Source organism: Achromobacter spanius (assembly GCF_002812705.1).
In the GTDB taxonomy this organism is placed as follows: Bacteria; Pseudomonadota; Gammaproteobacteria; order Burkholderiales; family Burkholderiaceae_B; genus Achromobacter; species Achromobacter spanius.
Map to the genome: position 1 here is coordinate 4,156,349 of NZ_CP025030.1, position 13,429 is coordinate 4,169,777.

Here is a 13,429-nt window from a genome sequence, read left to right on the forward strand (position 1 = left end):
GGCACGGTAGTTGCTGCGCCTGCGCTGACGCCGCGGGTTCGCGGCACCTGTCGAAGGTCGCCAAGATGCCGGACATCGCTGAAATTTTTTCGCTGGAAGCCGGGTTTGCCGAAATGTTCATACGCGGCACCACGATGTACTGGGTGCTGTACGCGCTGCTGCGCCTGGCGGGCAGGCGCGACCTGGGCTCGCTGGGGGTCGCCGACCTGCTGGTGCTGGTGTTGGTGGCCGACGCGGGCGGTAACGCCATGTCGGGTGACTCGTATTCGATGGGCGACGGCATCATTGTCGTCACGACCATTGTGGGATGGAGCTTCGTGCTGGACCGGGTGGTGTATTACGTGCCCGCCTTGCAGCGGATTCTGGAACCGCAACGCATCTGCCTGGTCCGGGATGGCCGCATCATTGTGTCCGGCTTGAGGAGCGAGCACATCAGTCGTGGCGAATTGATGGAGCAATTGCGGCTGAAGGGAGTGGGCAATCTGGCCAAGGTGAAGCGCGCGTACCTGGAGTCCACCGGCGAATTCAGCGTGATCAGCGTTGACGAAGACACTCCCCCCGCCCACTCCACGTTGGAAGAATCGCCGGACGACGCCCCGCGCTGAGCCGCGTCCAGGGAAGGCGGCGGGAACGCTGATTGCTGGGGTGTGCGTGGATCACAGCTATCCACGTGTTATCAACGGCGCACCGCGCCACCCTTGGGAGACGTACATGAAAACTCGCACTCTGACTGCCGCCCTGCTTTCGGTGTCCGTGCTTGGCGCCGGCAATTTCGCCGTCGCGCAACAAACCGCCCCGACCACTCCTTCCACCGGCGCGCCGGCTTCGCCCACGAAGCCGGCCTCACCGGGCGCACCCGCCGCGCCGATGGCGGCCGAATCCAAGCTCGACGGCAAAGACCGCGACTTTATTGAAAACGCCGCGCAGTCCGGCCATATGGAAGTCGAAGGCAGCAAGATGGCACTCGAGAAGTCCCAAAACCCTGAAGTGAAGAAGTTCGCGCAACAGATGATCGACGACCACACCAAGGCGGGCCAGAAGTTGGCCGCCCTGGCCAAGAGCAAGGGCGTGGACGTCCCCACCGACCCGTCCTTGATGCAGCAAGCGAAGCTGAAGACGCTGGGCATGCGCGATGACGGGTTTGACGAGGCCTATGCCGAAGGGGTGGGCGTGTCGGCCCATGAAGACGCCGTGAAGCTGTTTGAACAGGCATCGAACGAGGTCAAGGATCCCGAGTTGAAGCAGTTCGCCACCGAAACCTTGCCGACGCTTCAGCAGCATTTGCAAATGGCGAAGACGCTGGAACAAAGCGTGAAGAACGCCAAGCCGAAGTAAAGGTATTGGCGGTATTGACGATCCGTCAACGCTTGGCCGGCCTGCCCTAGCCGCAGGCCGCCACCAGAAAGACCGGCACGGTCTGCCAGATAACCGCCAAGGCAGACAGCAAGCACAGCGCGCCTGTCAGCCAGGCGTGGAAGCCGTCCAAGCCCCACTTCCTGACGCGCCTGGCTTGTCGCGCGGCGATGACGGCCATGGCGGCCAAGGCCAGCGCCGTGCCGGCAAGTATCAACCACGATGACAGCGGCAACCCCATCGCGGACGTTGCCAAGGTGGAGCGTGGCCGCGCGCAACCCAAGGCGTTGACGATGTAGATCGCCAGGAAGTGCATCATCCAGATCGATGGCCCGGCAATCAGGAACAACAGATCGGTGCCGAACGGGGTCTTCGGGGTGCTTGTGGTCCTTGTGGTGTTCATGGCTTTCATGCCTTACCCCGCCAGCCGGGGAAAGGCGTGCACCAATCCCAGCCCCAACAAGCCCTGCGCCACGGTGTAGTGCCACATCATCATGGTGGTCTCGTAGCAGGCGCGACGGGTGTAAGACAGCCTGCCCGCCACCGAGCGCGCCACCGTGAACACGCCCATGGTGCCAGCCAGCAGCGCGAAGACGGCCTGCAAGCCCGCAACGGCGTAAACCGCCGCCGCATAGGCCGACGCCTGAGGACGCAAACCTTGCGTCCAATGCCCATGCAATTCCACCGCGGACGCCGCCACCAGCAACCCCACCCCCACCAACATCCCCGCCCTGACAAGGCCTTGCCGACCCTGCCGCAGCCAGTAGCCACAGCAGGCGATGAGCGCGCTTGCCCCCAGCAGCAGGCAGCCGGACAACGCGGCGCCACCGGGCGCGGCAAGGTCCGCCGCGCTTGGCCAGACCTCGGGCGACGTGGTCCACAAGAACAGATACGCGAAGGACAGCGATCCGAAGATGCTGGTGCAGACGATCACCAACAGCACCATGGCCCAGGCGTAATGCGAGCCCATGCCCGGGCACGACATAGGCAACCGCAGCCCCGCCCCGATGTCGACGGGCGGATGGTCCGGCCCGGTGTCCGCGTCCCATAGCCACCGCCACATCGACACGACTGCCAACACCCCGCAAGCGCCGGCCAGCGCATGCATCTTGAAGGTCAGCAACAGGAAGAAGCCTGCCGTGCCCAAGGCCGCCAACAGCGGCGACCAGCCCGGACCGGGCAGCGGCAGCACATAGTCGGGCTGCGCTTGCGCGGCGCTGGTAACCAGCGTTGAGCGCTGCCCCGCCGGAGTATTGGGCAGGAAGTAGCGCCCTTCGGCCACGTCGCGCGCCAGCCCGGGTTGGTCCCACAAGGGTTCGCGCGAGGTCACGAAGGGAATGCTGCGCAAGCCGTAGCGCCCGTTGGGCAGCCATTCCAGCGTGCCCGCGTTCCACACGTTGCCCACGCCCTGGCCGCTGCCCGGCCGGAAGTTGCGCGCCAGGTCCCACAGAAACACCAGCACCCCCGCCGCGATCAGGTAAGAGCCCACTGTGGACACCATGTTCAACAGCCCCCACCCCTGGCTTTCGGCATAGGTGTAGACGCGCCGGGGCATGCCGGCCAGACCGGTGAAATGCATGGGAAAGAACGTCACGTTAAAGCCCACGAACATCAGCCAGAACGCCCAACGGCCCAGCCGTTCAGACAAGGCGCGCCTGCTGATCAGGGGCGCCCAGTAATAGAACGCCGCGAACAACGGGAACACCATGCCGCCGAACAGGACGTAATGCAGGTGCGCCACGATGAAGTAGGTATCGTGCGCCTGCAAGTCGAAGGGAATGACGGCCACCATCACGCCGGTCAGCCCGCCCAGCACGAAGATGAAGAAGAAGCCAAGAATGAACAGCATGGGCGACTTCAAGGGGCGCAGGCGCACCGCCGCCGCGATGGTGGCGATCCAGGCGAACACCTGGATGGCGGTGGGCACGGACACCGCCATGCTGGCCGCCGACGCGAAGCTCAGCGACAACGCCGGGATACCGGTGGCGAACATGTGATGGACCCACAGGCCAAAGCTCAGGAACGCGGTGCCCACCACCGCCATCACCACCAGGCGGTAACCCACCAGCGGCACGCCCGTCATGGCCGGAATCATCATGGACACCATGCCGGCCGCCGGCAGGAAGATGATGTAGACCTCGGGGTGGCCGAAGAACCAGAACAGATGCTGCCACAGCAAGGGGTCGCCGCCGCGCTGGGTGATGAAGAACGGCATGTCGAAGGCGCGCTCAAGCTCCAGCAAGGCGGTGGCGACGATGACGGCGGGAAACGCGATGATGACCATGCCGCAGAACACCAGCATGACCCAGGCGAATATCGGCATTTTGTCCAGCGTCATGCCGGGCGCGCGGGTGCGCAGGATGCCGACCGCAAGCTCGATGGCGCCGGCAATGGCCGAGATTTCAATGAAGCCGATGCCCAGCAGCCACAGGTCCGCATTCATGGCGGGCGAGAACTGCGAACTGGTCAGCGGCGGATACATGAACCAGCCGCCGTCGGGCGCAAGCCCCACGAAGATGCTGCAAAAGAACACCAGCCCGCCCACGGCATAGGCCCAATACGCATAGGCCGACAGCCGGGGAAACGGCAGGTCGCGCGCGCCCAGCATGTTGGGCAGCAGCAGCACGGCCACGGCTTCCACCGCCGGCACGGCAAACAGAAACATCATCACCGTGCCATGCATGGTGAACAACTGGTTGTAAAGCGCGTGGCCGATCAAGTGGCTGTCGGGCGCGGCCAACTGCGTACGCATCAGCAGCGCCAGCACGCCCGCCAGCAGGAAGAACAGAAAAGCCGTGCCGATGTAAAGCAGCCCGATGGAGGTGTTGTTGACCACGGTCAGCGCGCGCCAGCCGGTCGGCGCCTTCCACACGCGTTCAAGCTCGTCGAATTCGCCATCCGGGCGCGGCGCGGGATTGGGCAGCTTGGGCGACAGCAACGCGCCCTGTTGCGGCAAGGCAGGCGTGGCGGTGGCCGGGTGCGTGGCGTCGTCGCTCACTTCAGGCTTTCCAGGTAGTGGGCCACGGCGCGCAGATCCTCGCCCGGCAGTTGGTCAAAGGACGGCATGGGGTTGCCGGGCTTGATGTGCTGGCTGCCGGCGATCCAGCCGGCCAGCGCGCCGACATTGTTGGGCAAGACGCCCCCCGCCAACGACAAGCGGCTGCCCACATGCGTCAGGTCCGGCCCCAGCGTGCCGGCGGCCGACGTGCCCCGCACGGTGTGGCATTGGGCGCAAGCCTGTTGTAATACACGCTCGCCCTGGCGCAGCGCGGGGCCGGCGGGCGCGGCGGGTTGGGCTTGCGCGCTCAGCCAGGCCTGGAAGGCGTCGGGCGCCATGGCCTGCACATCGAACTTCATATTGGCGTGTTGCGCGCCGCAGTATTCCGCGCACTGGCCGGTGTACCTGCCCGCCTCCAGCGCGCGCACGCGCAGGCGGTTGACGTGGCCGGGGATCATGTCCAGCTTGCCGCCCAGCTCGGGTATCCAGAAACTGTGGATGACGTTGTCGGACTTCAGCACGAATTCCACCCATTCCCCGGCGGCAATGCGGATGTCGTTGGCGGTTTCAAACACGGGGTTGCCCGATGCGTCCAGGTAGCGGACCCGCCACCACCAGAGTTCGCCCGTGACCTCGATGCGGACGGCAGCCGTCGCCCCCGCGCGCGCCATGGACGACGCCTCGCTCAACACGTACACCAGCAATGCGGTCAGGGCCACCACGGGAAAGGCGATGCCCGCGCCCACGATCAGCGACGGACGCGACAAGCGCCGCCGCCACGTCACCGGGCCGAAGAGCGCCACCCCGACCAGCGCCGCCACGGCCAGGAAAATCACCGTACCGCCGATGTACAGCACGTTGTTGATGTCGGCCACGCTGCCTGCGCCCTCGCCCGCAGGTGAGTCGGGCAGGAGCGTAGGCGCGCGCGGGTCGGCCGAAGCCGGTAGCGCGGCGGCAAGCGCGTAGGAAGGAATGGCGGCCATGTCGGCCGTCAGCATGTGGCGTGCCTGAAAGGCGGCGCACCGGGCGCGGGCCTGGAAATAATGGACGAGGGACAGGGAGCCGGGAGCGATGAGCGAGGAACAAGACTTGCTGACCACGGCCGGTCTGGAGGTGAAACCTGTGCGTACCCCTGCCCGACCCGCTTTCATGCTGCTTGGCGCCGCCATGCTGACGATCCTGGCCGCGTGTGGGGACGAGCGGGCGGCGCTCACGCCAAACCTGACGGCAGCCGCCCTGCCCGAGCGGGCCGACGCCGTCCGGGGCAGGCAATGGATAGCGGACTATGGCTGCCTGGCCTGCCACGCCGTGCCTACGGTGCGAGGGCCGGCCTCGTCCGTCGGGCCGCCCCTGGGCAACGTGGGGCGGCAAGCCTACCTGACCGGCCTGTTGCCCAACACGCCCGACAACCTGGTCCGCTGGCTGATGGACCCACCCGCCATCAATCCGCGCACCGCCATGCCCAACGTGGGCTTGAGCCAGGCCGAGGCCGAGGACATCGCCGCCTTTCTGCTGTCACAGCCCGAGTCACCGGAGCCATCATGAGCCGTTGGAAACGTGTCGCCGCGTGGTTGGTCGCCGCCATGGCCGCATCCGGCGCGGCGCTGGGCGCGGCCGTCATTTACTTCGGTTTGTACGACGTCAGCGCCACCGGCCCGCACACGGTGCCGGTCCACGCACTGCTGGATGTGGCGCTGACGCGGTCGGTCAAGGTGCGCTCGGCCGACATCGATGTGCCCGACGACCTGGACAGCTCTACGCGCACCCAGCGTGGCGACGCCTTGTTTCGCGCGCATTGCGTGCAATGCCATGGCGCCCCCGGGCAGGCGCCGGAACCCTATGCGCTGGGCCTGAACCCCGCGCCCGCGTCCCTGGTAGGCAGCGCCCGCGAACGCCCCGCCGCCGAGATGTTCTGGATCACCCGCCACGGCGTCAAGATGACGGGCATGCCCGCCTGGCAGTACCGGCTGACAGACGAGCAGATCTGGGACGTGGTGGCTTTCATGCGGGTGCTGCCGACGTTGTCGCCCGAGGAATACCGCGACTTGGCGCAGCCGGCCACCGCCGCTTCCGGGGCATCTTCCGACGCATCTTCCGCCGCCTCTTCCGACGCCTCTTCCGCCGCATCTTCCCGCTCACCATCCGCGCCGGCAGCCGCGCCAAGCGCCCCCACTCCGCCGCCCACGCCCAGCGAGCCGCTGCGCGTGGGTGACGCCATGGCCGGACGCGACGCGCTACAGCAGTACCTGTGCGTGACCTGTCATGCCATTCCGGGCGTACCGGGCGCGCGCCACCACGTGGGGCCGTCGCTGGCGGGCATGGCGGATCGTTCGCGCATTGCGGGCGTACTGCCCAATACGCCCGACAACATGCGGCAATGGCTAATCGATCCCCAGCAAATCAAGCCCGGTTCGGCCATGCCCGCCCTGGGGCTACGCGAGCAAGACGCGCGCGACATCGCCGCGTTCTTGCAGACGCTGTCGAACTTCGACTAGGTAAGTTCCATCGCCTCTGGACCAGGCATGGGCCAGCGCCACCGGACTAGGCAGGTTCCTTCGCCCCCGACTAGGCTTGGGCCAGCGCATCGACAGCGCTGGCCGGGAGCGCGTCCAGCCCCACTTGCAGCAGCTTCCGGTCGCCCAGCCGTAATGCCGTCAACACGCCGCCCGTCACACAGCCGGTGTCCAGGCAGGCCACGTCGCGGCGCACCACCAAACCCAGCGTGGCCCAATGCCCGAACAAGATGGGTGTATCCGCGCAGCGCCGTTCGGGCACGTCGAACCACGGCATGGTGCCTTGCGGCCAGTGGCCGGGCGTGGCGCGAGCCCCCAACGCCATGGCGCCATCGCGCGTGCACAGCCGCATGCGGGTAAAGGCATTCAGGATAAAGCGCAGCCGCTGCTCGTCATGCAGCTTGGGGCTCCAGGCGCGGGGCGAGCCGCCCTGCAAGGCGTGCATCGTCTTGCGCCAATGCTCGCCGCGAAGCGCGTGCTCGCCCTCTTCCGCCAAGGATTTGGCGGTGGCGACATCCCATTGGGGGTGGATGCCGGCATGCGCCAGCACGTGGCCGGCTTCGATGTGCATCAACGGGCGCTTGCGCAGCCAGTCCAGAAGCTCGTCCAGGTCGGGCGCGTTGAAGAGATCGCCAAGCGTGTCGCGCCTGCCCGGGCGCACACTACCCGCCGCGATTGCCAACGCCCGCAGATCGTGATTACCCAGCACCACGGTTGCGCGCTCACCCAGCCCCTTGACGCGGCGCAGCGTCGCGGCGGACGCGGGCCCCCGGTTGATCAGGTCGCCCACGAACCACAGGCGGCATTCGGGTTCGTCCGAGATCTCGGGGCGGGCCAGCAGCGCGTCCAGGAAATCCACGCAACCATGCACGTCGCCAATCGCCCAGATTGACGGGATGCCCGGTATTGGCTGCTGATCCATGGTGTCCCCACTCCTTGCTTCCTAGGCGAAATCGCCCTCGCCCAGCATGATGGGGCCATCCGCGGGCACCCATTGCGCGCGGTGCGCGGCGTCTTGCAACGCCTCGGCTGCGCTTTCAAATGCGCGCAACAGTTCGGTAGCCGAGTCGTCCGACGCGCCGAAGCGCCGCCGCAAAACATCGCCCGAAATCTCGAATTGGCGCGTGACGCCGGCGGTTTCCATCTGGAAGACGATGGCATCGCCTTGCGCGTGGGCATCGGTGGCTTTGGTGAACTTCATGGTGATTCCTCCTGTTGCTTAAGGGTTTGCGTCGGGCCTGTCGGCCAGGCGCCGGGCGCGCGCCAAGGCCTGCACAATGGCCTGGAACGCGGCATCGCGGCTTTCATGGCTGGGGCTGCGCAACGCGAACGACGGATGAAACGTGGCCAGCACGCGGCTATCGCCCCGCTTGAGCACCTTGCCCATCGCCGCCTTCAATGTCTGTTTGGCGTCTTGCATGACGGCTCCCAGGGCGGTCGCGCCCAGCGCCACGATGACGCGCGGGCCAACGTCGTCCAACTCCTGGTCCAGCCAGTACGAGCATGCCCGTATCTCTACCTGCGCCGGCGATTTGTGCATGCGCCGCTTGCCACGAAGCTGCCACTTGAAGTGCTTCACGGCGTTGGTCACATACACGTCGCGGCGGTCCACGCCCGCCTGGGCCAGCGCCTTGTCCAGCAGCGCCCCGGCCGGCCCCACGAAAGGCAGGCCGGCCAGATCTTCTTTGTCGCCGGGCTGTTCCCCCACCAGCATGATGGTGGCTCGCCGCCCGCCCTCGCCCCCCACCGCCTGCGTGGCGTTGCGCCACAAGCCGCAACGTCGGCAGTCGTCCAGGGAGGCCGGCCGCTGGTCCGGGTTGATGTCCCCGTCACGGCCGTCCGCGGGCTTGGAGGCGGCGCTCATGGTGCACCGGCTATTCCCGGCCGCCGCCGATGGCGGTGTTGCCGGGCTGCGGCGTGCCGGAGCCCTTGCCGGCGACCCGAATCCGGTTGTCCACGTCCTGCACGCCCGCGCAGGCATCGGTGCAGTCTTCGATGCGGTGCTTGGTGTGGCGGTCGGGCGCGGTGCCTTCCAGCGTTACCCGGCCGTCGGCCACGCTGACCGATACGTCGCTCACGTCCAGGCCACTGTGCGCCAGGTATTCGCAGACGTTTTCACGCACGCGCTCGTCAGACCGCGTATAGCCCTTGGGGTCTGTGCGCAACGACCCGCGGTCGCGCCACGCGGTAGGCCCACGGTTGTAGCCGCCGCGTTCCGCCGTTTCGAATGACATGCCGGTTTCGTCGCCCCAGCGTGGGCGGTCGCCGTAGTAGCCGCCTTCTTCATCGCCGTAGGAGGTGGGGCCGGAATAGGACGGGTTGCGCGAGCCGTAGACTTGCTCGCGCTGGTAGGACGGGTCTTCGTTGCGAAAACCGCCATAGCTGCTTTGGCCAGGGTCGGCACTGCGGCTGCGCACGTCACCCCGCGTTTCCCGCGTGCCGGGCGCGCGGCGGGTGTCTTCGCCTTGCCGCATGCCTGATGCGCGACGGGTTCCTTCCCCTTGGTAGCCGAAGGACGGAGCGGGATCGTGCCAGGGTTCCTGACCACCCATGCCGCGGGCCTGGCGCCGTTCAAAATCAGCATCGCGATAGGAGGAATTCTGATTGGGGTCGCGGTAGGGGTCCCGGTAGGGGTCGCGATGGGATTCGCGATACGGGTCGCCCCCGGCGCGTCCGCGTTGATGGGCCTGCCGATGCGGATCGCCCCGTCCGGCGTCACCACCGGGGTCACGTTCAAAGTCGTCGTCGTAGCGGGGGGAGTACCTGGGGTCACGGTTCATTGCGAGTCTCCTGTGTAGAGCGGACCTGCCTCGCACGAACCGGTGATGGCCCGTGCGGGCGCCTGCCGGATACGCAGCAAGTCGTGTGCCGCCGCTGTGGCCCGGGCGATGGGCGTGATGGATGCGCGTGCGGAAGACAAAGTCCGGCACTTCTTACAACGGCGGTAATAAGTGCCGGGTTGCAAGAGGGTGCGCCGCCGTGGAATCGTAGGATGGGTGGAGCGCGGCAGAGTGCCAAAAAGGACAAAGCTGCGATTCGCGCGAAACCCATCAAGCGGCGCCCCAATTCTTCTGCAGCCTAGCCACATAGCCACCGCTGCATGATGGGTTCCGCGCGATCGGCGTTGGAATCCTGGGCACGACGGTGCCGCGCTGCACCCATCCTACGATGCACGGTCGGCGCAATTCGTAGGATGGGTGGAGCGCGGCAAAGCAGCGAAAAGAACAACACTGCGATCCGCGCGAAACCCATCAAGCGGCGCCCCAATTCTTCTGCAGCCTAGCCACATAGCCACCGCTGCATGATGGGTTCCGCGCGATCGGCGTTGGAGTCCTGGGCACGACCCTGCCGCGCTGCACCCATCCTACCCGCCCAAGGTCACCGCGCTGCCTTCCACACAGGCCACCAGGGCGTGGCTATCTTCCACACTCACCGCGTAGCCGCCCGTGAACGCCGAAAACGCGGGCAAGACGGTAATGCCGGGGCGTAACCAGAACGCCGGCCAATCTCTCGGCACGCCGGGCAGCCGGGTTTTGGGGTGCACGTGTCCGGCGATGACGTGGCGGCCGTGCGGGTCAGGCTGCGGCAGATGGCGGAACACAAAGGGGCCGTCGACATAGGCTTCGCCCAGTTGCCGCATTCCCAACGCCGCCCCCTCCAGCGCGCGGTCGTGGTTGCCCGCCAGCACCGCGACATCCAGGGCGGCATGGGCCTGCCGCCATGCTTCCCAATCTTCACGCCAGCCCGCTTGCGACATGGGGCCATGCAGCACGTCACCCACCACCCATAGCTCGCGCGCACCGGTGTCGTGCACCAGTTGCGTGAGCCGGTCCAGGTCGGCCTGGGTGGCGCCGCGCGGCACGGCGATGCCTGCCTGCCGGAACACATGGCTCTTGCCCAGATGCAGGTCGGCAATGACCAGCCGTGCGCGCGCCGGCCAATACAAGGCACGCTGGCCGAGCAGCAGTACGGCTTCACCCGCCAGGCGGATGGCCAGGGTGTCGTCATGCGCGCTGTCAGAAATTCCGTCACCCGATTCCGGCATAGCGCTTCTCCAGTTGCGCGGCGGCGCGCTTGACTCGAGCCTGCCAGCTTTCCGTGCTGAGCTGCCCGCGCAGGCTTTCGGTCCATAGCGGGAACGACAGGGGTGTCAGCGCGCGGGGTTGGCACAGGTCCAGCGCGCGCGATTCGCAATCCTGCAATGCCGCCAGCAGGCGCGGGGCTTCCAATTGCTGTTCAAACACTTCGCGCTCGGCTTGCGCAAGCAGCAGGTGGTCGGGGTCGTAGCGGCGCAGCACGTCATACAGCAGGCCGCTGGACGCCTGCACCTGGCGCAGCGAACGGGCCGCCCTGCCCGGCAGCGACGGCGTCAACAAGCCCGCCACACGCGCAATTTCCCGGAATTGCCTGCGGGCAAGCTCCCCCAGGTTGACGCCGTCGCGCAGGTCAGCGGCCATGTTCTCGGGGCTGATCAGTTGGCGCAGCAGCGTGTCGTCCAGCTCAGCGGGTTCAGCCAACGTCAACATCAAGCCGTAATCATTGACCGTATAGGAAAAGGTATTGGCCTGAAGCCGGCCCCAGCGCAGCGCGACCATGGCGGCCATGCCTTCGTGGACGGCGCGGCCCGCGAACGGAAACAGGAACACGTGCATGCCCCGCCGCGTGGCGATGCGTTCGGCCAGCAGCCGACCGGGCGCCGGCAGCGCACTGGCTTCGCGTTGAATGCGCAGCAAGGGTTCGACCGCGCGCATTTCCGGGTGGTCGCCGGGCTCGGCATACAGGCCCAGCACTTCGCGCGCCAACTGCGTGGACAGCGGCATGCGCCCGCCCTGCCAGGTGGCCACCGGCCCATCGCCCCCCTTGGCCCGCCGCACATAGGCCGTCATGCCTTCCAGGCGCACCAGTTCCAAGGTGCGTCCGGCAAACTGGAAACGGTCGCCTGGCCGCAGCCGTGCCAGAAACCCTTCTTCGACCGAGCCCAGCCCGCCGCCGCGCAAGTACTTCACCGACACCGCGCCGTCCGCCGTGATAGTGCCGATGGACAAGCGATGCCGCAGCGCGATGCGGCGGTCGTGCACGCGGTAGCAGCCGTCTTCGTCTTTTTCAACGCGGCGGAATTCCGGATAGTTGGACAAGGCGCGGCCGCCCTGCACGATGAAATCCAGCACCGCCTGCCAGGTGGCCACGTCCAGCTCGGCATACGCATGGCTGCCGCGCACCTCGTCAAACAGCGCGTCGGCCTTGAAGCCGCCACCCAGCGCCAGCGTGACCGCGTGCTGCGCCAGCACGTCCAGGCTGCCGCGCGGCGGGGGCCGCGATTCGATTTCGCCGCGCGCGATGGCCTGTCGCGCGGCGGCGTACTCGATCAGTTCCAGCGCCTGCGCGGGCACGCACAGCGCATGGCCGGATTCGCCCGGACGGTGCTTGGCCCGCCCTGCCCGCTGCAACAGCCGCGCCACGCCCTTGGGGCTGCCCACCTGCAACACCTGGTCCACCGCCGGAAAGTCCACGCCCAGGTCCAGGCTGGAGGTCGCCACCACACAGCGAATACTGCCGTCGCGCAGGCCCTGTTCGGCGCGGTTGCGCAGCGCCGGGTCCAGCGAACCGTGGTGCAGCGCCAGCGTGGCCGGGTCTTCCGGCCAGATCGATTCCAGCGCGCGGTGCCAAAGCTCGGCCTGCGCGCGGGTGTTGGTGAACAGCAGGCTGGCGCGTACGTCGAACAGCCGCTTGTACACGCGCGGCAATTGAGACAAGCCCAGATGCCCGGCCCAGGGCAGCGCGCCGTTGCGCTCGGGCAGCAAGGTCGACAGCGTCACCTTGCGCGGCCGCGCGCCCGCCACCAATGCGCTCTGCGGCCGATGCGGCAGCAAGACATCGCGCGCTTCGTCCAGATTGCCCAAGGTGGCCGACAGGCCCCAGGTGCGCAAGGCGGGCGACAGGCGTCGCAGACGGGCCAGGCACAGTTGCAGCAACACGCCGCGCTTATTGCCCAGCAGTTCATGCCATTCATCCACCACCACCGCGCGCAGCGCCCGAAAGCGCGACGAGGCATCCGCGTACGACAAAAGCAGCGCCAGCGATTCCGGCGTAATGACCAGCACGTCGGCCTTGCCCTGGCGGGCCAGCCGTTTGTCGCGCGCGCTGGCGTCGCCCGTGCGCAGGGCCACGGTCCAGCCCAGGCCCAGTTCGCTTGCTGTCTGGGCCAAGGCGCGGGCGGTGTCGGTGGCCAGGGCGCGCAGCGGCGTCACCCAGAGCACCCGGGGGCCTTCGCCGGTTGTTGGCCTTGCCACATCCGGGTTGGACAAGGCTTCCAACACTGGCCCACCGAAGGCCGCCAGCGTTTTGCCGCTGCCGGTTGGCGTGTGCAGCAAGCCGGATTCGCCCGCCAGATACCGTTGCCAGGTCTCGCGCTGAAACGCCGCCGCCCGCCAGCCGCGTGCCTTGAACCAGGCCGCCAGCGGCGCGTCCCAGCCGCGCGCGGGCGGGTTTGTCGCGGGCTTAGTCGCCGGCTCCATCGCGGGTTCGATGTCGGGCTCTGTCTCGGCTTCCATCGCAGATTTCCTTG

At 67.3% G+C, this 13,429-nt stretch carries 13 protein-coding genes; 4 read left to right on the plus strand and 9 right to left on the minus strand.

Annotated features, from left to right (window positions below):
• The first annotated feature begins 65 nt into the window (after nt 1-65).
• Nucleotides 66-605, plus strand: coding sequence for a DUF421 domain-containing protein (locus tag CVS48_RS18715; RefSeq protein ID WP_100855749.1), 540 nt, complete (start codon nt 66-68; stop codon nt 603-605).
• A 106-nt stretch (nt 606-711) separates the two neighbouring features.
• Nucleotides 712-1,335, plus strand: coding sequence for a DUF4142 domain-containing protein (locus tag CVS48_RS18720; protein ID WP_100855750.1), 624 nt, complete (start codon nt 712-714; stop codon nt 1,333-1,335).
• Between the two features lie 46 nt (nt 1,336-1,381).
• Here CVS48_RS18720 and CVS48_RS18725 read toward each other — a convergent pair whose 3' ends face one another.
• From CVS48_RS18725 to CVS48_RS18735, 3 genes are read right to left on the minus strand one after another with little or no spacing between them, the layout of a single operon-like run.
• Nucleotides 1,382-1,756 (minus strand): hypothetical protein, encoded by a 375-nt coding sequence (locus CVS48_RS18725; protein ID WP_100855751.1) that lies wholly within the window; start codon nt 1,754-1,756, stop codon nt 1,382-1,384.
• 12 nt (nt 1,757-1,768) lie between these two features.
• On the minus strand, nt 1,769-4,291 hold the full coding sequence (locus tag CVS48_RS18730) for a cbb3-type cytochrome c oxidase subunit I (protein WP_100857738.1): 2,523 nt from the start codon (nt 4,289-4,291) through the stop codon (nt 1,769-1,771).
• Between the two features lie 56 nt (nt 4,292-4,347).
• Nucleotides 4,348-5,349, minus strand: a complete 1,002-nt coding sequence (locus CVS48_RS18735; protein WP_242001228.1) for a cytochrome c oxidase subunit II — start codon at nt 5,347-5,349, stop codon at nt 4,348-4,350.
• A gap of 73 nt (nt 5,350-5,422) precedes the next feature.
• Here CVS48_RS18735 and CVS48_RS18740 point away from each other — a divergent pair, with 73 nt between their 5' ends.
• Both CVS48_RS18740 and CVS48_RS18745 read left to right on the plus strand, forming a co-directional pair.
• On the plus strand, nt 5,423-5,896 hold the full coding sequence (locus CVS48_RS18740) for a c-type cytochrome (RefSeq protein ID WP_242001227.1): 474 nt from the start codon (nt 5,423-5,425) through the stop codon (nt 5,894-5,896).
• The gene (locus CVS48_RS18745; protein ID WP_100855752.1) at nt 5,893-6,846 is read left to right on the plus strand and encodes a c-type cytochrome; all 954 of its coding nucleotides are present in this window, start codon (nt 5,893-5,895) and stop codon (nt 6,844-6,846) included. Before CVS48_RS18740 ends, CVS48_RS18745 begins: the two co-directional genes overlap by 4 nt.
• Before the next feature lie 70 nt (nt 6,847-6,916).
• Here CVS48_RS18745 and CVS48_RS18750 read toward each other — a convergent pair whose 3' ends face one another.
• The 6 genes from CVS48_RS18750 to CVS48_RS18775 all read right to left on the minus strand — a co-directional run bounded on the left by CVS48_RS18750 (nt 6,917) and on the right by CVS48_RS18775 (nt 13,415).
• On the minus strand, nt 6,917-7,786 hold the full coding sequence (locus CVS48_RS18750) for a symmetrical bis(5'-nucleosyl)-tetraphosphatase (RefSeq protein WP_100855753.1): 870 nt from the start codon (nt 7,784-7,786) through the stop codon (nt 6,917-6,919).
• A gap of 21 nt (nt 7,787-7,807) precedes the next feature.
• Nucleotides 7,808-8,065 carry a DUF1488 family protein gene (locus CVS48_RS18755; RefSeq protein WP_100855754.1) on the minus strand — a complete coding sequence of 86 codons (258 nt, stop codon included), beginning with the start codon at nt 8,063-8,065 and terminating at the stop codon, nt 7,808-7,810.
• Between the two features lie 18 nt (nt 8,066-8,083).
• Nucleotides 8,084-8,728, minus strand: coding sequence for a UdgX family uracil-DNA binding protein (locus CVS48_RS18760; RefSeq protein ID WP_100855755.1), 645 nt, complete (start codon nt 8,726-8,728; stop codon nt 8,084-8,086).
• Between the two features lie 10 nt (nt 8,729-8,738).
• A complete protein-coding gene (locus CVS48_RS18765) occupies nt 8,739-9,644 on the minus strand; it encodes a BON domain-containing protein (RefSeq protein ID WP_100855756.1) in 906 nt (301 codons plus the stop codon).
• 584 nt (nt 9,645-10,228) lie between these two features.
• Nucleotides 10,229-10,909: a ligase-associated DNA damage response endonuclease PdeM gene (pdeM, locus tag CVS48_RS18770; RefSeq protein WP_100855757.1), complete on the minus strand. Its 681-nt coding sequence runs from the start codon at nt 10,907-10,909 to the stop codon at nt 10,229-10,231.
• Nucleotides 10,893-13,415, minus strand: a complete 2,523-nt coding sequence (locus CVS48_RS18775) for a ligase-associated DNA damage response DEXH box helicase (RefSeq protein WP_242001226.1) — start codon at nt 13,413-13,415, stop codon at nt 10,893-10,895. Before CVS48_RS18775 ends, pdeM begins: the two co-directional genes overlap by 17 nt.
• Nucleotides 13,416-13,429: the final 14 nt, after the last annotated feature.